General features: G+C 65.2%; 19 protein-coding genes. 5 read left to right on the top strand and 14 right to left on the bottom strand.

Annotated elements, in window-relative coordinates; translation table 11 throughout:
• Nucleotides 1–24: 24 nt before the first annotated feature.
• The 4 genes from Q1L50_RS05615 to Q1L50_RS05600 all read right to left on the bottom strand — a co-directional run bounded on the left by Q1L50_RS05615 (nt 25) and on the right by Q1L50_RS05600 (nt 2,854).
• Nucleotides 25–1,332 carry an outer membrane protein transport protein gene (locus Q1L50_RS05615; RefSeq protein WP_300336582.1) on the bottom strand — a complete coding sequence of 436 codons (1,308 nt, stop codon included), beginning with the start codon at nt 1,330–1,332 and terminating at the stop codon, nt 25–27.
• A gap of 153 nt (nt 1,333–1,485) precedes the next feature.
• Complete coding sequence (locus Q1L50_RS05610; protein WP_300336580.1) at nt 1,486–2,019, bottom strand: hypothetical protein; 534 nt, start codon at nt 2,017–2,019, stop codon at nt 1,486–1,488.
• A 91-nt stretch (nt 2,020–2,110) separates the two neighbouring features.
• Nucleotides 2,111–2,440, bottom strand: a complete 330-nt coding sequence (locus Q1L50_RS05605; RefSeq protein WP_300336578.1) for a hypothetical protein — start codon at nt 2,438–2,440, stop codon at nt 2,111–2,113.
• Between the two features lie 129 nt (nt 2,441–2,569).
• Complete coding sequence (locus Q1L50_RS05600) at nt 2,570–2,854, bottom strand: hypothetical protein (RefSeq protein ID WP_300336576.1); 285 nt, start codon at nt 2,852–2,854, stop codon at nt 2,570–2,572.
• Nucleotides 2,855–2,895: 41 nt separating this feature from the next.
• On the opposite strand from Q1L50_RS05600, the gene Q1L50_RS05595 reads away from it, so the two are divergent.
• From Q1L50_RS05595 to Q1L50_RS05585, 3 genes are all read left to right on the top strand, one after another.
• Complete coding sequence (locus Q1L50_RS05595; RefSeq protein WP_300336574.1) at nt 2,896–3,057, top strand: hypothetical protein; 162 nt, start codon at nt 2,896–2,898, stop codon at nt 3,055–3,057.
• A gap of 123 nt (nt 3,058–3,180) precedes the next feature.
• Nucleotides 3,181–4,293, top strand: coding sequence for an AraC family transcriptional regulator (locus Q1L50_RS05590; protein WP_300336572.1), 1,113 nt, complete (start codon nt 3,181–3,183; stop codon nt 4,291–4,293).
• A 187-nt stretch (nt 4,294–4,480) separates the two neighbouring features.
• Complete coding sequence (locus Q1L50_RS05585) at nt 4,481–6,199, top strand: hypothetical protein (RefSeq protein ID WP_300336570.1); 1,719 nt, start codon at nt 4,481–4,483, stop codon at nt 6,197–6,199.
• 67 nt (nt 6,200–6,266) lie between these two features.
• Here the strand turns inward: Q1L50_RS05585 and Q1L50_RS05580 are convergent, their stop codons facing one another.
• The 8 genes from Q1L50_RS05580 to Q1L50_RS05545 are packed head-to-tail and all read right to left on the bottom strand — an operon-like array spanning nt 6,267 to nt 14,576.
• Nucleotides 6,267–6,638, bottom strand: a complete 372-nt coding sequence (locus Q1L50_RS05580) for a hypothetical protein (RefSeq protein ID WP_300336568.1) — start codon at nt 6,636–6,638, stop codon at nt 6,267–6,269.
• The gene (locus Q1L50_RS05575) at nt 6,631–8,379 is read right to left on the bottom strand and encodes an Hsp70 family protein (protein WP_300336566.1); all 1,749 of its coding nucleotides are present in this window, start codon (nt 8,377–8,379) and stop codon (nt 6,631–6,633) included. The genes Q1L50_RS05580 and Q1L50_RS05575 overlap by 8 nt, the downstream gene beginning before the upstream one ends.
• The gene (gene grpE / locus Q1L50_RS05570; RefSeq protein ID WP_300336564.1) at nt 8,376–9,131 is read right to left on the bottom strand and encodes a nucleotide exchange factor GrpE; all 756 of its coding nucleotides are present in this window, start codon (nt 9,129–9,131) and stop codon (nt 8,376–8,378) included. Before grpE ends, Q1L50_RS05575 begins: the two co-directional genes overlap by 4 nt.
• A gap of 5 nt (nt 9,132–9,136) precedes the next feature.
• Nucleotides 9,137–9,427 carry a DnaJ domain-containing protein gene (locus tag Q1L50_RS05565; protein WP_300336562.1) on the bottom strand — a complete coding sequence of 97 codons (291 nt, stop codon included), beginning with the start codon at nt 9,425–9,427 and terminating at the stop codon, nt 9,137–9,139.
• Entirely contained in the window at nt 9,420–11,954 is a 2,535-nt protein-coding gene (locus Q1L50_RS05560; protein WP_300336560.1) for a tetratricopeptide repeat protein, read from the bottom strand. Before Q1L50_RS05560 ends, Q1L50_RS05565 begins: the two co-directional genes overlap by 8 nt.
• 39 nt (nt 11,955–11,993) lie before the next feature.
• On the bottom strand, nt 11,994–12,758 hold the full coding sequence (locus Q1L50_RS05555; RefSeq protein WP_300336558.1) for an arginyltransferase: 765 nt from the start codon (nt 12,756–12,758) through the stop codon (nt 11,994–11,996).
• Between the two features lie 4 nt (nt 12,759–12,762).
• Nucleotides 12,763–13,470: a leucyl/phenylalanyl-tRNA--protein transferase gene (aat, locus tag Q1L50_RS05550; RefSeq protein ID WP_300336556.1), complete on the bottom strand. Its 708-nt coding sequence runs from the start codon at nt 13,468–13,470 to the stop codon at nt 12,763–12,765.
• Nucleotides 13,467–14,576, bottom strand: coding sequence for an ABC transporter ATP-binding protein (locus Q1L50_RS05545; RefSeq protein ID WP_300336554.1), 1,110 nt, complete (start codon nt 14,574–14,576; stop codon nt 13,467–13,469). The genes aat and Q1L50_RS05545 overlap by 4 nt, the downstream gene beginning before the upstream one ends.
• A gap of 124 nt (nt 14,577–14,700) precedes the next feature.
• Between Q1L50_RS05545 and Q1L50_RS05540 the strand changes: the two genes are divergently transcribed.
• Complete coding sequence (locus Q1L50_RS05540) at nt 14,701–16,353, top strand: iron ABC transporter permease (protein WP_300336552.1); 1,653 nt, start codon at nt 14,701–14,703, stop codon at nt 16,351–16,353.
• 45 nt (nt 16,354–16,398) lie between these two features.
• Here the strand turns inward: Q1L50_RS05540 and Q1L50_RS05535 are convergent, their stop codons facing one another.
• The gene (locus tag Q1L50_RS05535) at nt 16,399–17,379 is read right to left on the bottom strand and encodes an extracellular solute-binding protein (RefSeq protein WP_300336630.1); all 981 of its coding nucleotides are present in this window, start codon (nt 17,377–17,379) and stop codon (nt 16,399–16,401) included.
• 222 nt (nt 17,380–17,601) lie between these two features.
• Nucleotides 17,602–18,174 carry a C40 family peptidase gene (locus Q1L50_RS05530; RefSeq protein WP_366145215.1) on the bottom strand — a complete coding sequence of 191 codons (573 nt, stop codon included), beginning with the start codon at nt 18,172–18,174 and terminating at the stop codon, nt 17,602–17,604.
• Nucleotides 18,175–18,511: 337 nt separating this feature from the next.
• Between Q1L50_RS05530 and Q1L50_RS05525 the strand changes: the two genes are divergently transcribed.
• Complete coding sequence (locus tag Q1L50_RS05525; protein ID WP_300336550.1) at nt 18,512–19,507, top strand: oxidoreductase; 996 nt, start codon at nt 18,512–18,514, stop codon at nt 19,505–19,507.
• Nucleotides 19,508–19,514 lie beyond the last annotated feature (7 nt).

The raw sequence follows: 19,514 nt of genomic DNA, 5'->3' as shown, positions 1-19,514 counted from the left end.
AGCGCCAGGAATGCCCATCGCCGCCTAGAATTTCCAGTTGTGGTAGACCGCAACAAAGATCGTGCCGGTGTTGTGGTACGCGCCGGCGACGTCACCGCGCCCACCGACCAGCACCGGCGCCGAGCCCTGCAGGCTGGTGTCGAGCGTCCCGCCGTACAGGTACTCGGCGGCGATCCCCCAGGCAGCGTTCTTGCTCAGCTGCTGCTCGCCACCGATGGCGAAGCGCCACGCCGCGTTAACCGGCAGCAACGGCGAGACATCGCCCGACTGCATCGCGGAGTCGTAGGCAACGCCGAAGTTGAGCAGCCACGGTTCGCTCAGGCGGTGTTGCGCGCCCAGCGCGAGGTGCCAGGTGTCCTTGAATTTCAGGTCCTTCGTCAGGCTGAGGGGATTCATGGTGTCGTCGATTCCGATCTGGAGCTGGCCAAATTTCGACCACTGCTGCCAGCCGATACTGCCGAGCAGCGCCCACCGATCGTTGACCTGTGTGAAGACACTGGCCATCGCCTGCTGCGGAACCTTGATTCCGACCTTCAGCTCGGCGTTCAGCGCGCCACGGCTGGCCAGTAGCGAGGCCAGGCCAGGAGCGAGGTTCGAAAACTTCGCCGGGGCCGCGAAATCAAGATCGACCTGCGAGTTCCAGGTCAACCCGACCCGGGTGCCCGGATCGACTTCGTAGAGCAGACCGAGGTTGAGTCCCCAGCCCCAGGTGCTGTCGTCGAGCTTCAGCCGGCCATCACCGAAGCGGGGTGCCGGATTGTTGATCGCCACCTGGTTGGTATAAACCCCGTACAGGGCATTGACGCTGGCGCCGAGCGAGAGCTTGTCGTTCACCTTGTAGGCGATCGACGGCAGGAGCGAAATTCCCAGCAGCGTCGCCTCCTGGACGTAGTAGCGGCCGACCCAGCTGTTGTCGTACTTCAACGGCGCACCGAAGTTGCCGGTGACGGCGAACCCGAGCTTCAGATCCGGCGATACGCTGTAGCTTGCGAAACCGCCGCCGCCCGGAAACCAGCCGTCCGAGCCGACGACGTAGCCTCCGTTGTCGCTGCCGAGCCCCGGCGAGGTGCCAGAGCTGGCGGAGAAGCGGGTATTGCCCCACAGCGCTTGCCCACCCGCCAGAACCTGGGTCCCTTCCAGCCGCGTCATGCCGGCAGGATTGGTGAATACCGTCGACGCGTCCTGCGCACGCGCGCCGTAGCCCGCCGAAGCGAGACCGACGTCGGCCGTCCCGACCTCGTAGGCGATCAGGCCGCCGGCGGTCGCCTGCCCGGCAGCCAGCGCGCCGGCACACCAGGCCACCCTCGCTGCGGCGCGACACCGCCCTGTCATCGATACCCGCCAGGCCGTCATCTCCTCTCCCATTTCCTGAACAGCAGTCACCATCTTCGAGCCAGCATCAGCCTTCGCCGCGACCAACAACGTGGACCGGTGGCACGCCATTCGTCGCCTCGGCCAGCGGCGCGCCTGGCGCGCGCCCGACGCTTACCGCCAACCCACTCCCCGACCACCGACACCGACGCCGTGGAAGCCGACGCCGACGCCGCCGCCAGGACCGATCCAGTCGATGAACAAGGACGTCGCGCCACCGGCCGTCGGCACCTTGCCTTCGATCAGCCTGTAACTGTACACCAGGTCCTTGCCTTCGACGACCGGCTTGCTGATTTCGATCACGGTCAGCGTGTTGGTGCTCTGCCCCGGCTCATACACCGACAGCGTGGCGTTCGGAGGATCCTTGCTGAAGTTGTCCGGACCGGCAGCGGCCGTCCACTCCTTCAGATACGCCGGCATGGTGATATGCCCGGCGATGCGCTCGGGCCGGTCGGAAAAGTAGATTGTCTGCGGCGCCACATTGATCAGGCGCAGCGTCTTGTCGTCCGCCTTGAGGCCTTCGGCGCTTTGCACGAACATCAGCTGGACCTTGCTTTCCGCGGCAGCCGCCGGGTTGAGCACGGCACCGATCGGGGCAGCAACTGCCGCCAAGGTAGCGGCAATCATGAACTTGCGTCTGCTTTTCATCTATCTTCCTTTCTATCCAAGAATGTGCCGCGCTCCGCGACCGCCGCGCGCCGGGCGGAACCCGCCTCCTCGCCCTCGTCTGCTCCCTGCATCAGGGGGTGGGGACGACGCGATAGTACACGCCGTTTGCGCCATATGCCGGTTTGAACCAGGTATTGCCGCACAGGTAGTAGGTCTGGCCAGCGACGACGGGGTTGGCACAGCCCGCCGGAATACTGGCGTAATTGATCCCGACCACGTAGGCCACCCCTCCGCTGTATGCCGCTGCCGTGCTGGCGCTGCCAGCCGCCACTCCGGCCGCATAGGCATTCGACGTTGCTGCCTGCGTGTTGGCGGATGCGACTGCCGCTCCGGCGGCCACGCCGACGACCGCTCCGGCGGCAGCCGCACAGCCGTAGCAGCCGCCAGAGTAGTACGGCACGGCGGTCGGCGGATGATACCCCGGGTAGCCATGCCCGCCAGCAGCCCGAGCACCACGGTCGTCGCTGGCAGGCGCCCACAGCGTGTTCGCGTGGTGATGTCTATCATCTGACTCATGGCATCAAACGGATCAGGGGATCATGCCGCAGTCGAACATCTTGTTCATGACCGGCCCGGCAATCTGGTTGAAGAAGGCCTGTCGCATTTGCGGGTCGCCGCGCAGCACGCTCATCGCGCGCTGTTCCTCGGCCGAAGCCGGCTTCCCGCGGCTTTGCCATAGCTGCTCGCAGGTCGAGGTCTGATACTTTTCGATGACCCTCTGGGCGATCATGTCCATGATCGGGTATTGGGCGACAGCGGCGCCCGCAAAGAAAGCGGCGGGAGCAACTCCGATGAGCCAGAACCGTGTGCGCATGACATCCTCCGTGCGAGTAAGTAGACAACAAGACAACAAAGGTGCAAGCCAACACTGACCGCGTTGCACCCGCCGCGGCCAACGCCGACGAGCCGAAGGTCATCGCTCCCAAGCACTGCGACTCGACGATGATCCTGGCAGCAAGCAGCTTCGCCGCCAGACGAGGAGAAGCCGCCGGAAACGCCAGCGCGGCCGCCCAGTGACCATTTTAGCGTGCCGCACGGAACGCCCCAGCGAACGTCCGGGAGCGATTGTCTACTTGCCGCGTGCAAACTGCTTGATAATTTGCGACAACCCCACGCCGCTGAAAGCGAGTGCAGACGACCATGGAGAAGTTGGACAGGGCACCCGTAGCGAAGATTGAGAAGCCCTACGGCGACGTTCCGGAGGGCTTTGTTCGAGTTGCTCCGCTGGCCAACCTGGCGCAGTCAATCCGTCGCTTCGGCGTCGATCCCGAAGCGCTGTTCGCCAGTATCGGGCTTTCAGGCGAACTGTTTGCCAACCCCGACAACACGATCTCGCTGCAAACGGTGGGAGAGCTGCTGGATCGCTGCGTTGCAGCGACCGGCTGTCGCCATTTTGGCCTGACCCTGGGGCGAACGGTTACCGCACGGTCGCTTGGCATGATCGGCGAGCTTCTGCCGCACTGCGCCGACGTCGGCACGGCGCTGGTACACCTGCAGAACTTCTTTCACCTCAACGACCGCGGGGCGATCCCGACACGCACGGTAGACGGTGACACCGCCACCCTCGGCTACACCTTGTTTGCCGGACCGGTCGCCGGCGTTGACCAGATCCTCGACGGCACGATGGTAGTTGCGCTGAACCTGATGCGCCTGCTCTGCGGCCCGCAGTGGAAGCCGCGGGCCGTACTGCTCTCGCGGTGCCGGCCGGAGAACCAGCGACCGTATCAACAGATCTTTCAGTGCCCGATCGAGTTCGATGCCGAGAACTCGTCACTGGTCTTTCCCGCCGGTGATCTGAAACTCCCGATTGCCGGCGCGGACCCCAATCAATTCAAACTGCTGAAGGAACAACTAGACAACATCAGCAGCCAGCACGGCCTAGATACCCTCGCGCAGGTCCGCCGACTGGTGCTGGCGATGGCGGTCCTGCGGCGGTGCTCCCTGGCCGCCGTCGCCGGCGCAATGTCGATCAACCCTCGCCGCCTGAACCGGATGCTCGAACGCGAGGGGACAAGCTACCGGGAATTGTTCGACGACGTTCGCTGCGGCCTGGCGCTACGCCTGATTCGACATACCGACCTGTCGCTGGCCCAGATCGCAACCGTGCTCGACTATTCCGGCGCCAGCGCCTTTGCGCACGCCTTCAAGCGCTGGCAGAACGTCTCGCCGCTGGCATGGCGCCGAATGCATGGGCGCCCGGTCGCGGCGACCGCGGTGACGCCGCCATCACCGGCCGACGCTGAACGTCCCTGATCGTGCCCGGGTCGGCCTACCGGGCAATGCGGGTCGACACGGCTTCGACGCTGCCGATATACTCTGTCTTCAACAGCTTTTCGTCCCCACCTGCCGACCCTGACCGCTCGCCTTGCCGCGTGCGCTGCGACGCCGTGCAGGTGGCCCAGCCACACCGAGCACGAGTTGCACGACCCGGGAGCACGAAGTGGACAAGTTGGCCAGCAGGTTGCGCATCGGTGAGAAGATCGGACTCGGCTTCGCGCTGGTCGGACTGCTGTTCGTCGGTGTCGTCTGGCAGTACCACCAGACGCTTCAGTCGGTCCTCGGCGACTACCACCAGCTGCAGGGTTTCGAGCTGCGAAAGTCGCTGGCACTGGAGATCGAGATCGAGCTGGCCGCCGTTCGCGACGCGGAGAAGAGCTTCCTCATCGAACGTCGGGAGAGCTTCGCCGGCGAGGTCGATCAGCGCCTGCAAACCTTGCTCGGCAAAATCGCTGCCCTGGCCGCGGTAGACCAGGACTCGCGACAGACGGCGGCCTCGCTGCAGCAACTGGTGACCACCTACCAGCAGAGCTTCGAGGCGGTGGCCGGCGCCTGGCGGATGATGGGTCTGGACGAGAACTCGGGGCTGCAGGGCGCCTTCCGCGAGAACGTCCATCGCTTGCAGGAGCTTTCGGCGGCCTACAACGTCGACCGCCTCTACACGCTCCTGCTGCAGATCCGCCGTAGCGAGAAGGACCTCGCCTTGCGGCAGGACGCGGCCTATCGCGAGCGCGTTCGCAAACTGCTCGGCGAATTGCGTCGACTGCTGGAAACGTCTGAACTTCAGGCAGCGGTCAGGCAACAACTGCTGGCCGAACTGGCGACGTACGCCAGGACCTTTGAGCCTTACGCTGAACGCGCGCTCAAATCGGGCAATATCGACGGCGGCAAAGGGCCTTTCCGCGACGCCGCACACCACATCGAGGCGATCCTCACCGCTTATCACGTCCCCAATCTGGAGACCAGCGTCCTGCAGATGCGGCGGCGCGAGAAGGACTTCCTGCTCCGCGGCGACGACTCCTACCCGCCGATGGTCGTCGCCATCGCCAGGTCGATTCGCGCGCAGATCACCGAATCGGCACTATCGGACGCCGACAAGACGCTGCTCACCGGCTTGTTGCACGATTACGAGCGCGACTTCCTGGCGCTGGTCGCGCAGACTTCCAGCATCGCGACGCTGACCAGGGAAATGAACTCGGCGGCTGATCGCGTCGCGCCGCTGGTCAAACAGAACGTCGACCAGGCCAATCAGGTGATGGCCAGCCGCGTCGCCGAGATCGACCAGTCGTCGCAGGAGAGCGCCCGCGCGAGCCTGCTGCTGATGAGCTGTGCAATCGTGCTGTCGGTCGCCCTGGCTCTGGCGATCACCGCGCGCATCGTCCGCCCGGTCCGGCAAATGGCCGGCCTGCTCGACGGCCTGGCCTACGGCAGGCCGAGCGACCATGTCCCGACGATCAGCGGTGGTCGCGACGAGATCAATTCGATGGGCGAGTCCCTGAACGCACTGGTCGATCACCGGACGACATTCCTGCGTTGGTGGAAGGAATCGATGGACGAAGTAAGCGCCCGCCGCGAGTTGCTGGGCGCCAGCACCGATGAGGAAAAGGACGAGGCGATGCAGGATCTGCGCCGCGCCACGATCGCCAGGCTTCAGCAACTCAACGCCATCCGTGGCCGCCTGCTGCGGCACGGCGAGCAAGTGATCGAGGTCGCCCAGCGGCTGCAGTCGGCCCCCGGCAGCCTGACTGCCGAAGACGCCAAGTCGCTCGAACACGCGGCCGAGGGAATCGCGACGCTGTTCGAGGTGCTGGCCATGGAACAGGTGCCGGCTGGCGACAGCGCCGCGACGCCGGGCGCTGCGCCACCCGCGGCAAGCGGCTGACGCGGCTGATCTGCTCTCTATCCGACCAACGCCGCGTTTCAGCTCGCGTCCCGGCCGGCTCGCACCATTACTGGGCCTCGACCCGATCCGGGTCAGGCAATTCACCGTGCGGCAGACCGTCCGGGCCGATCTCGGCGCGACGCGATGACGCGTCCGCATTCGCGTCGAACCTCGTTCGGCGGGAGCGCGGTTCGCCGGCGAGGAAGGCCTTCATGGCCAGTGCCAGGCGCGGTCCGCTCAAGGCCAGAGCGGCATCGACCTGGCGCCGGGCCGCCGCCCGGTCACCGACCGCCAGCGAGCGCAGCGCGTCGTCCAGCCAATGCCGGCCCTGCTCCAGCGCCCTGCGTGCGAGCGAGAAATCGCAGCCACAACGCGGACAGACCGCGCTCTCGGTCAAGCGTGCACGGCAGGCCTGACAGCGATCGAGGACTTCAGGCATCAAGATAATAGAGCAGGTCGGCGAGCGCATCGATGGCCGTCTTCAGTTCGGCTTCGGAGCGGGATCCGGCGAGGCAGTCCTTGACGGCCTCGATACCATTCACCAGGTCCTCCGAGTCTTCGGCACCTGTGGAGGTCATCAGGCGCTCGGCTTTTTCGATCAGCGCCGTCGCCTCGACACGCAGCCGCCGACCGCCGACAGCTTCGGCCGCGCCCGCCTCTTCCCGATCGCCGAACATCCCGTCGATCCGATCGCGCGCGGCCGTCAACTTGTCACCGGCAAAACGCCCGATGGCGTTGTCGATGGTGATCGAATGCACCAGGCCGCTTTCCTTTTCGCGCGAAGTCACCTGCAGGATGCCGTTCACATCCAGCGCGAAGGTAGTGATCAGCGGGTTGCCTGCCGGAGCATCGCGCAGGCCCTCGATGGTGAACCGCCCGATCTCGATGTTGTTCAGCGCATCGGGGTCTTCTCCCTGGTAGACGTTGACATCGACCTTGGTCTGGCCATCGTAAACGGTGAAAAAGCCTTCGCTCCTGGAAACCGGAATCGGCGTGTTCTTGCGGATCAGCGGAACGAAGCAGTAGGGATAGATCTCGCCGTTGAGCGGACCGATGGCGCTGGTACCGAAGGTGTAGGGCGTGACGTCGACCAGCACCGTCGGCGCCTGGCCACCGGCGATCACCGCCGCCTGGATGGCGGCGCCCATCGCGACGCAGAGGTCGGGATCGACCTCTGCGCGCGGTTGCAGGCCGAGATCCTGTTCCAGCCGCCGCTGCACCAGCGGCGTGCGCGTCGCGCCTCCGACCAGCAGGATTTCGTTGATCTCGCTGACCGTCAACCCGGCGCCACTCAGCGCGACGTGCACCGCCTCGATCGTTTCGGCAACGAAGGGGGCGATCATTTCCTCGTACTCGTCGCGCGAGACCTCGACCGACAGGTGCACGGGGACGCCGTCCTTCTCCAGCAGGTACTCTTCGGACAAGATCGCGTAGGGCTGGTCCGACAGGGCGATCTTGGCGGCTTCGGCGGCTCGCTGCAGGCGCGCCATGGCGACCGCATTATCGCGAACGTCGATGCCGTTCTCGCGCTGCAGGTGTTCGACGGCAAAGGTGACGAGTTGCAGGTCGAAGTCGTCGCCGCCGAGGTGATTGTTGCCGTGACTGGCGAGGACCTCGACGACGGCACTCTCCAGATTGACCACCGAGACGTCGAAAGTGCCACCACCAAGGTCGTAGACCAGTACCTTGCGCGCACCGCTGTGGCAACTTTCGTAGGCCAGCGCGGCAGCCGTCGGCTCGTTGATGATGCGCATCACCTCCAGGCCGGCGATCTCGCCAGCCTCGCGCGTCGCCTGACGCTGCGCATCCGAGAAATACGCGGGTACGGTAATCACCGCCTTGGTGACGGTCTCGCCGGTATGCGCCTCGGCAATCTCGCGCAGCCGGCGCAAGATCATCGCCGAGATTTCCTGCGGGCTGTAATCCTTACCGGCCATGTGCACCGCCGTGAATTCGCCCATCCGGCGTTTGATCGAGCGCACGCTGCGCTCGGGATGCAGCACGTACTGGTTGCGCGCCGCCTGGCCGATCAGCAGCGCGCCGTCATCACCAACGCCAACGACCGAGGGGAGAATACGCACCCCCGGCGCCACTTCCAGGACCTCGACACGCCCGTCACGGACGATCGCCACCTCGGAGTTGGTGGTTCCAAGATCGATGCCGACGATGATTTCTGTCATGTTCTGTTCGCTTTCTTGCTGACGATGACTTCGGCGACTCGCAACAGCTCGCCTTCGTGAAAAAACCCGCGCCGGATCTCGCGCAGAACGGTACCGTCAGGAACCGTCGCCGACGCGGCAGCGGCTTCGAGACCGACCACGCGCATCCGTTCGGGGTCGAGAATTTCGCCGACCACGCGCATCGGCCGCACACCATTGCTGGCGAGCAGCTCGTCCAGCCGTTGCAGGGTCAAGCGCTGTCCATCGGCCAGACTGTTGGCAAGACGCGTCGACCGCGAAAACAGGCGCGCCAGGAGCGACGAGGGCGGCCGCCGGGCCGCATCGACGCCACTCTGCAGGCGATCACGCAGATCAAGCAGCGCCAGCAGAAATTGCCGTGCGGTCCGGCTCTCGATCGACGCCGCGTGCTCGCGCGCACGTTCGAGTTCACGTTGCAGACGCTCGCTGTGCGCGCGCAGGTCGCCGCCGAAGGCACGCAGCTCGTCGAGCGTATTCTTGAACTGTCGCGATTGCAGCCGCAGCTCGTTCTTGAGCACCGCCATTTCGCCGAGCAGGGTGACCAGGTCGACGGCCGGTTGCGCCGCGTCCACGGCTTCGTCATCGGCTTCACGATCTGACCAGCCGCCGGCTTCGGGCTGCCTTGCAGCGTCCTCAAGAGCGGCGCGGAACTGCTCGACCAGAAGCTCCCTTTCCTCGGCGGAGAAGGCTCCCGGGACTGGCCTCGACGGCTGGGCCGGCAGGTACGTCAACACCGGTGTCACTTCGCCCCCAGTACGCGCAGCAAGCGGTTCTCGCTCGGCGGACGCGGTACGAAATCGCTGCTGACGGCACTCAGCAAGTCATCGAGCGTTGGCGGCGAATGGTCGAAGAGCTGGTGCGCGAGGCGGCGGCGCCGGTCTGAAATCGCCTCGTAAGCAGCGCGGACGCTTTCGAAACGCTCACGGTCGCGTTCTGGCGGCGATTCGCGAATCGCCGCCAGGTAAGCGCTGCGGATCGTTTCGTCGCTGGCGGCGAACTCGACGCCAAGAATGCGGTAAGGGTCAATCATCGAACAGGTCTTTCTGCCGGTCATCGTGAACGGGCTGCACGGGTGGTGCTGGCGGCTTGCGTCTCGGAGCCAAGCGCGGAGGTGGCGCGGCCGGCGGAGGTGGCAACGGGTCCGATGGGAGATCAGCCGCCCGGCGCTCCACCCGATCGCCGACCGCCTCGACCAACAGCCTGGCCAGTTTCTTGCGGTTGCCGCCGGCGGCACGCTCAAGCTGCCGAAACTCGCTGGCCGAGAAACCTTCGCGAGCCATGCTGATGACCTGCTCTTCGCCGGCCATGCCCAGCATCATTTCCAGGACCGCGCGTGGATCGAGGGGCAGCCCATTGCCCAAGTCCGCAAAGGCGTCTTCCAGGTCGCCCCAGTCATCGGAATCGCCCGTAGGGCAGCTGTGGAAACGCTCCGGCGGCTCGATCAAGCCGCGAATTCGCAAGGCGGTCCGTTGATCGCCATCGTCCTGGGCCTGATCCAGCGCTCGCGCCAGGGCCGTCTCTTCACGCACGGAGATGACGAAATAGGCGCGCGCGCCGTGCCGGGCAAAGGTCGTGAAATAGACGAAGATCGGCCGTGCGGGCCAGCGCTTCAGGCCGACATCCGCATAGGCCTGCAGCAGCGACCGCTCGTCCCAGCGCAGCAGCGCTTCGCAGATCGAAACCCGCTCGGATTCACTGAAGTCTTCACCGGCAGCACGACGCAGCGGTGCACGCAGTGAATCGAGCAGCGTCCGCAGCGCCCGCGGTTCTTCTCGCAGCGTATTCAGCGCGTGCGCCACCGCCAGGACTTCGCTCGCGTTCGGTTTGCCCGACAGATCGATGCCGGCACGACGCAGCGTCGCTGGCGCCGGAATGCCGACGCGGGCGCATTCCAGCAACAGGTGAAAAGCCGCCAGCAACTGGCCGCCGAGTTCGCGCACCACATCGCTCAGCAGCGCGCTCGCCGTCTGATCGGTAGCACTCAGGCCACGCAGCAGTTTGACGACGCTGCGCTCGTCGGCCGAAATGAGCCACTGCTCGGCGAGAGCGAGTTCCTTGGCAGCCGCGTCCGGCCGCTTCGCGCGAATCTGCTTGCGCGCATGCGAAACATGCGCCTGGCCGATCAGCGCGCGCACCCGTGAATTGATCGGATCGAGTTCCAGCAGGCGCTTCGCCAGGGTCACCGCTTTCTTGAAGGCATTGCCGGCCAGGGCCACCTCGACCGCTTCGAGCAGCACCGCCGGATCGTTGGCAAAGCGCGCCAGCGCGCGGTCGACCATCGCCCGCGCCGCCCTGAGGTCACGACCCTGTCGATGGATTCGAATCACTTTCAGGTACGTGGCGAGGTCGTCCGGGTCCAACGCCAGGCTGCGTTGCAGCCAGTCGATGCACTCCGCATCCGGATCCGCGCGCTCGGCATCGCCGACGAACACCTCAAACAGACGGCGCAGGATCAGCGCCGCCTGCAGCGGCTCCTTTTCGGGCGGCGAGTACCATTCTGCGGCACGCAACCAGTGCGCCCTGCTCAGTCTCGAATCGCCCTGATGTTCGGCTGCCAGCGCCGCAATGCACTCCTGCTCGCCTTCGGTCAGCGGACCGAAAGCGCCCTGGTATTCCGACATGCGTTGCTGCGCGTAGGGCAACAGTCGCCGGCAAAGCGTCGCCACGCTCGCCGGCAAGCCGCGATGGCGCCGTAGCAGCAACTCGACCACCTTGGCGGGTGGTGGCGTGCTACCAAGCCGGGCAAGGTCGAAAAGAACGGAACGACGGTCTTCCGGGCACCCCTTGAGGTCCAGCAGCAACTGCCGACCCTCGTCGTCGAGAGCTGGCATGGCGGCAAGCCAGCGGCTGCCGGGAAGAATGGCGGCGCGAACGACCGCGGCGAGGCCTTCGAAAGGGCCAGCGACGACCGCCCGGCCGATCAGGCCGGCGGCCTGGGCCGGGTCACTGCCGACCACCGACAGCGCCTTGAGGATGAAACGAAGGTCGCGATATGGCGAACGAAACGGTATCGCACGCAAGTGCTGCTCCAGCTCGGTCTGGTCGCCGCGGCAGCAAGCGGCGATGGCGGCCAACGCGATCGGACGCTGGCGAAATAGCGGGCTGTCGGCGGCGAGCCGCGCCAGCGCGCTGTCGGGCGAGGTCAGCACCACCGCGGCCAGCCCGGTTTCCAGCTCGGCAGCCGCGGTCGCCGAAAGGCCATCAGCGGTCAGCAAAGCCAGTGCGGCATCGTGCTCGCCAGCGCGCAGCAGCCAGCCAAGGTAGGGTCCTTCGGCCAGCGGCCGACCACACAGGCTGGCGCGATTACGCCACACCACCAGCGCCTCGGAAAGCATGCCCTTGTCGGCCAGTTCGGCGGCGCGGCCGGCATAGCTGTCGGCCAGGCCATCGAGCCACTCGACGCGGCGCTCCTGTTTCAGCAAGGTCTTGTAGTGTTCTATAGCCTCGCGGAAGTGGCGCGTGTCCAGCGCCTGTCGGGCTCTTGCCTCGGGCGAAAGCACGCCCCCGACAGCAGCTGGACGAGCGCGCGCGGCAGAAGGTCTTTTCTTGCTGGACATGGACGAAGCTCAGCGGGGAGCAAAGCGCAAACCGACATTCTATCCGGAAAGCGCGCCCGCTTGCAGCCCCAACCGCGATCTCAGATCGCTCCACCGACCGTCGACCAGTCCCTCGATGGCCTTGAAATTGGCTTTGTAGGCCATTTTCCGGCTACCGCCAATCCAGTAGCCGAGATACAGGTAGGGCAGGCCGTTGGCAAGGCACTGGGAGATCTGCCAGAGGATGTTGTAGGTGCCGAAACTGGCCGACTGCAGGTCCGGATCGTAGAAGGTGTAGACCGAAGACAGACCGTCGCTCAGCACGTCGACGATACTGACCATGCGCAGCTCGCCGTGGTCGGTGAATTCGACCAGGCGGGTGTCCACCCGGCTCTGCAGCAGGAAGTGCGCGTACTGGTCGTGGCTGTCCTGATCCATGCCGCCGCCGGCGTGCCGGGCCGACTGGTAGCGCAGGTAGAGCTGGTAGTGTTCGTCGCGAAAAACGAGCGGCAACTCGCGTGCGTGCAGCGCGCCGTGCATCCGGAGGCTGCGGCGCTGGCTGCGGTTGGGTGCGAAGGCCTTGACCGGGATGCGCACCGGGACGCAGGCCTGGCAGGCATCGCACTTCGGCCGGTAGGTGAACATCCCGCTGCGTCGAAAGCCGCTGCGTACGAGTTCGCCGTAGACCTCGCTATTGATCAGATGGCTTGGTGCGGCAACCTGCGAACGTGCCCGCTCACCCGGCAGGTAGCTGCAGGTGTAGGGCGCCGTGGCGTAGAACTGCAGCAAGGAGAACGGCAGGTCGGAGTCGTTGAGTCGCGCCATGTATCTAGTTCCAGGCCTGGCTGGCGCCGTTCGTCGGCCAGCGGCCGGGCTGCCAGGGGACGGCGACCAGGGCCCGCAGACGCGCCATGAAAACCGCACGAGGAATCTCCCGCGCGCCAAGCGACGCCAGGTGCGGCGTACTCATCTGGCAATCTATCATGCCGTATCCTTCGCCTTCGAGAAAGCGGGCAAGATGCGCGGCGGCAACCTTCGAGGCGTCGGTGACCCGCGAGAACATCGACTCTCCGTAGAACATGCGGCCGATCGCCAGGCCGTATAGGCCGCCAACCAGCTCGCCGTCAAGCCAGGTTTCCACCGAATGGGCGAATCCCAGTTGGGCCAGCTGCCAGTAGGCGTGCTGGATGTCGCGGACGATCCAGGTGCCGTCCTGGCCGCTGCGTGGCGCTTCGGCGCAGGCCCGGATGACCGCCGGGAAATCGCGGTCCAGGGTCACCTGCCAGCGACCGGCGCGCAAACTGCGGCGCAGCGAGCGCGAGACCCGGAATTCGCCGGGATCGAGAACCATGCGCGGGTCCGGACTCCACCAGAGGATCGGCTCGCCCCTCGAATACCAGGGAAAGATTCCATGTTGGTAGGCGTCGAGCAAGCGTTTCGGTGACAGGTCGCCACCCGCACAGAGCAGGCCGTTCGGATCGCTCAGGGCGCCCTCCAGCGGCGGGAAGGGTTCGCTGCCTTCGAGCCATGGAATCATCGATGGAACTGGATAGCCTGCGCGTTCGACGGGAAAGCGCGGGTCGGCGTCTTGAAGGCAACGACGTGGTCAACGTCCAGCCGGATACCGATCTTCTCGCCAAGGGCGTGATTGTGATGCGAGGGGACCAGCGACAGGACTTCGACGCCGCTGTCGAGTCGCAAGGTATAGAGGATCTCGGCGCCGCGAAAGGCCTTGTGCCGGACCTCCGCCAACAGATCGCTGCGATCGTCGTGAATGATGTCATCCGGACGCAGCAGCACTTCGACGCCACAACCCTGACCACAGGCCTCGCAACCCTGGCTGCATTCGAGCGGCAGACGCGATTCGAGGACGCCCAGTTCGACTTCGACGCTGCTGTCGTCGATCACCACGCCGGCGACGAAAACGCCCTGCCCGACAAAATCGGCGACAAAACGGTTCACCGGCTGATGGTACAGGCGGTATGGGGTGTCCCATTGCTGAATGATTCCGGCGGCCATCACCCCGATTTCGTCGGCCATCGCGAATGCTTCGTGCTGATCATGGGTGACCAGCACCGCGGTAATGTTCTGGCTTTTCAGGATCTCGCGCACTTCGAGCGACAGCCGCTCGCGCAGACCGACGTCGAGGTTCGAGAAGGGCTCGTCGAGCAGCAGCAGCTCCGGTTGCGGCGCCAGGGCGCGCGCCAGCGCGACGCGCTGCTGCTGGCCGCCCGAAAGTTCGTGCGGGTACTTGCTGCCCTGGCCACCGAGGCCGACCGTCGCCAGCAACTCGGCGACCCGTTGCTGGCGGTCACGGGCGGCCAGCCCGGCGAGGCCAAAACCGACATTGGCCGCGACGCTGAGATGCGGGAACAGGGCGTAATCCTGAAAAACCATGCCGATCTGCCGCTTCTCCGGCGGCACGCGACGCCCGGCGCGGCTCACCGTCCGGCCGTCGATCCGAATCTCGCCGGCGGCGATTTCCTCGAAACCGGCAATGCACCGCAGCAGGGTCGTCTTGCCGCAGCCCGAAGGGCCAAGCAGGCAGGCAATGGTGCCCGTTTCGACGCCAAAGCCGACGCCATCGACCACCGTATGCGATCCGTAACGCTGGACGATTCCTTCGAGTTCGAGGTGGGCCATCGATGCCTGGTGATCGGGTGCTGCCGGTTGGCGGGATCCGCTGGCGCCGCAGCCGGCGCGGCGCCAGCTGGCAAGGTCAAACGGGGTACTTGTCAATTATAATTCTCATTTAGCCGCTTGAACCATGACCCGCTCGCGCCTCAATCCCCTGCGTCTGGCTTCCCCCCTGCTTGTGGTTTCCGCCACCGTCGCGGCACTGGTCGGCCTGCCGGTGCTGAGCGTCCTGGCGAACATCTTCAGCGGCGGTACCGGCGCCACCTGGTCGCATCTGGCGGCGACGGTTCTTCCGAGCTACGTCGGCAATACCCTGGTGTTGTGCCTCGCGGTCGGTCTGGGGGTGATGGCCGTCGGCGTGGCGACGGCGTGGCTGACGACCATGCACTCCTTCCCCGGTCGGCGGGTGTTCGAGTGGGCGCTGGTCTTGCCTCTGGCGATGCCGGCGTACGTCCTGGCCTACGTGTATACCGATTTTCTGCAGTTCGTCGGGCCACTGCAGAGTTTCCTGCGCGAATCCTTCGGCTGGAGCAAGGCCGACTACTGGTTTCCGGAAGTGCGCAGCCTCGGTGGCGCGGTCAGCATGTTCATCTTCGTGCTCTACCCGTACGTCTACCTGCTGACCCGCGCGGCCTTCCTGGAACGGGCCAGCGGCATGCTCGAAGCATCGCGCACGCTGGGCCTCGGGCCGTGGCGCGGCTTCTTTCGGGTGTCGCTGCCGCTGGCCAGGCCAGCGATCGCGGCCGGTACCGCGCTGGCGCTGATGGAGACCCTCGCTGATTACGGGACGGTTTCATACTTCGGCGTGCAAACCTTCACCACCGGCATCTATCGCGCCTGGTTCTCGCTTGGCGATCGCATAGCCGCGGCCCAGCTGGCGGCGGCCCTGCTGCTCTTCGTAATGCTCCTGCTGCTGATCGAGCGCGGCTCACGCGGTCGCTCGCGCTTTCACGACACCACCGGACGCCACCGCCAGAGGGCGGGGCGCCCCTTGCCGGGCTGGCTTGGCTGGCTGGCCAGTGCGCTGTGCGCGCTGCCGCTGACGATCGGCTTCCTGCTCCCCGCGTACCTGCTGCTGCGCCTGGCGCTGGCCGACGGCCAGGCACGCTTCGGCGAGCATTTCTTCGGCATGGTGCGCAACAGCTTCCTGCTGGCCGGGCTGACCGCCGTCATCGCCGTCGCCCTGGCGGTCCTGCTCGCGTACGGCGCGCGCCTGTCCAGGGGCTTTGTCGCGCGGACGCTGAACCGCCTGGTTGGCCTCGGCTACGCGGTCCCCGGTTCCGTGATCGCCGTTGGCGTCCTGATTCCGGTCAGCCGTCTGGACATCTGGCTGGCCGGGCAATGGCAGGAGTGGTTCGGGGGCAACCCCGGCCTGCTGATCACCGGCGGCATTGCCGCGCTGATCTATGCCTACCTGGTGCGCTTCCTCGCCGTCGCCTTGCAGGCGGTCAGCACCAGCCTGGCCAAGATCACCACCAACATGGACGATGCAGCGCGCAGCCTGGGCCTCGGACAAGCAGCGACGCTGCGCCGGGTACACCTGCCGATCCTGCGCAGCAGCCTGTTCACCGCCGGCCTGCTGGTATTCGTCGACGTCATGAAGGAGTTGCCGGCGACGCTGGTCATGCGCCCTTTCGATTTCGATACGCTGGCGACCCAGGCCTATACCCTCGCTTCGGACGAGCGGCTCGCCGAGGCGGCCAGCGCGTCACTGGCGATCGTCGCCGTCGGGCTCCTGCCGCTGATCGCGCTATCGCGCCAGATCGCCCGTCGCCGCCGCTGACGGCGCGTCGCGGCAACCCGATACACCGCCGCCCGCCGCAGGATATCAGCGGTAGCCGGCGCGATCGAAAATGATCTGCGCCTTGGCACGATACATCGCCAGCGACGCCACCGGCAGACTGTCGGCCTTGAACTTGCCGAGCGCCTCCAGCGCCGGATTGTCGATCTTGATCCCGGCGACGACCGGCCACTCGTTGTTGCCGTCTGCAAAATAGCGTTGCGCCTGGTCGCTGGCGAGATATTCGAGGAACCTGACCGCCGCTTCCCGGTGCGGAGCGTGCTTCAAGACGCCGCCGCCCGAGACGTTGATGTGCGCACCAACGCCCCGCTGGTCTGGCCAGACGACGCCGACCTTGTCCATCGTCTTGCGATCCTCGGCCTTGTCCGACCGCATCAGGCGCGCCAGGTAGTAGGTATTGGAAACCGCCACCGCACACTCGCCGGCGGCGACGGCCCGAATCTGATCGGTATCGCCTCCCTTGGGTGCACGAGCAAAGTTGGCCACCACGCCCTTCGCCCACTGCTCCGCTTCCGCCTCACCGTGATGGGCGATGATCGAAGCCATCAACGACAGGTTGTAGGGGTGCGAGCCCGAACGCGAGCAGACCTTGCCTTTCAGGCGCGGGTTCGCCAGATCGCCGTAGGTCTTCACTTGATCGGGGTCGATCACGCCCTTGGCGTAGATGATGACCCGCGCGCGGGTCGAGAAGGAGAACCAGTCGCCGGTCCTCAGGTTGGCCGGAATGCGCTTCTCCAGAGTTGGCGAAGTGACCGGTGCGAAGAGCCCCAGTTCGTGCGCGGCCGACAGCCGTGCCGCATCGACGGTCAGCAAGACATCCGCCGGGCTATAAGCGCCCTCGTTCCTGATCCGTTCGAGCAACTCGTCTTCCTTGCCCTCGATGCGCTTGATCTTGATCCCGGTCTGCCGCGTGAATCCCTCGTACAGGGCCTCATCGGTCTGGTAGTGGCGAGCCGAGTAGAGGTTCAGGACCTTCTCTTCGGCCTGCGCCTCGGGCAGCGCCACCATCACCGCGAGGGTCGCCAGGGTCAACAGCGAACGCGAAAAAAACAACTTCATTGTCATGTCTCCAGGTTATTGCATGCGAACCACGATGGCTCCTGGAAGATCATAGCAACCGTAATCACGTCTGTAAATGAGAATCGTTCTTGACTGGTGGCTAAAAAAAACGACGCGTCACGTCGTTTCACGGTGCTTCCGGGAGGTTCTTGCCACCCGGCGTTGCGCTACTCAGCGCACCAACAGGCGGCGCGCGCCGTTGTAACGACGCACCCAGTAACTCTGTCGCATGTCCTCGATGCGGACTTCGGCGCCGGTGCGCGGCGCGTGCATGAAACGGTTGTCGCCCAGATAGATTCCGACGTGCGAAAAAGCGTTGCGCATGGTGTTGAAGAAAACGAGGTCGCCCGCCTTCAACTCCTGAAAGTCAATGACCGCCCCCACCTCGCTTTGCTCCCTGGCAGTACGCGGCAGCAGCACGCCGATCGCGTCCTTGAAAACAAGCTGAACAAAACCGCTGCAGTCGAGGCCGGAATCCGGATCCGTGCCGCCCCGACGATAGTTGATACCGATCAACTCCAGGCCCTTGAGGATCAGGTCCTGTGCGTTGTTGGTATAGCGCGCGAAGAGCGAAGGTTCATCGAGCGGCCTTTGCTGCTCATCGGCGTGGGCCAGGTCTGCTCCCGAGAAAGCAATCAGGGCAGCGGCGAGAAGAGATGCGAAGGGGTGTTTTCTGGACATGGGGACGAAATCTATGTGAAAAATGTCACACTGTAAACCCCTAATCAAGCTCTCGCCATCCAAGAAACCCGCTCAGCATCACGCTGCAAGCATCTAATTTACATATGATACTTCTCCAAAAAGCACGTTTGAGTCGGCGATCAGCCACACGTGCGATTGGTGGAACAAACGACACATATTTCTTGTCGCGGTGCCGCGACCTTTGAAAACTTTCTTGTCGCGGTGCCGCGAGCATTGAAAGACCTGACTTGGCGCCGCGATTGCGGCGGCTCTTGCCAGCACCGCTTCGCACGGGAGGCTGCCGGGGTTTGTGTTTATAATTCTTGACGTTCATCATCCGTGCGCCGCTCGACGCCTGTCGTTGCGCCAACGCGGCCACCCGCCACCGCAAGGAAGCAGCATGACCCCGTTCAAGGCCTACCTGATCGACGAAAAGGAAGGGGTGACGAGAAGCGACTTCGTCACCGTTGACGAGTCGCAACTCGACCCGGGCGAGGTCACGATCAAGGTTGCCTACTCCAGCGTCAACTTCAAGGATGCGCTGGCGGCGACGGGTGCCGGCCGGATCATCCGTCGTTATCCCTGCGTCGGTGGCATAGACCTCTCTGGCACCGTAGAAGCGAGCAGCGACCCCCGTTTCCAGGCAGGCGACGCAGTGATCGCCACCAGCTTTGACATCGGGGTCGCTCACCACGGCGGCTACGCCGAATACGCCAGGGTGCCGGCCAAATGGGTGGTTCCCCTGCCCAAGGGGCTGTCGCTTTACGAATCGATGGCCCTGGGCACGGCCGGCTTTACCGCTGCGCTGGGCGTCGTCCGGATGGAGGAAAACGGTCTCGATCCGACCAGGGGGCCAGTGCTCGTCAGCGGCGCCAGCGGTGGCGTCGGCAGCCTGGCGGTGGACATGCTGGCCAGACGTGGCTACCAGGTAACCGCATTGACCGGCAAGGCAAGCGAAGCGGAGTACCTGGCTGGCCTAGGCGCAACGAAGGTGACGCTTCGGTCGACGATCGATCTGTCGCGGATCCGGCCGCTCGACAAGACGCTGTGGGCGGGCGCGGTCGACAACCTCGGCGGCGAGGTCCTGGCGTGGATCGCCAGCACCATGAAGCAGGGAGGGACAATCGCCAGCATCGGCCTGGCGGCCAGCCCGTCGCTCAACACCACGGTAATGCCTTTCATCCTGCGCGGTGCGTGCCTGCTCGGCATCGATTCCGGCTACATCGGCGAGCCCTATCGCACCGGCATCTGGCAGCGGCTGGCGAGCGACTTGCGCCCGCAGCACCTGCACACGATGACGCGCAGTATCGCCTTCGACGACTTGCCCGGCGTTTTCGACGACTACCTCAAGGGTCGCGCGCACGGCCGGGTGGTCGTCGACATTTGCGGCGCCTGAGCCACGA

Origin of the sequence: Accumulibacter sp., assembly GCF_029255145.1 — a bacterium.
Taxonomy (GTDB): Bacteria; Pseudomonadota; Gammaproteobacteria; order Burkholderiales; family Rhodocyclaceae; genus Accumulibacter.
The sequence above is the reverse complement of the archived record's forward strand: the minus strand, read 5'-3'. Positions and strand labels throughout refer to the sequence as shown.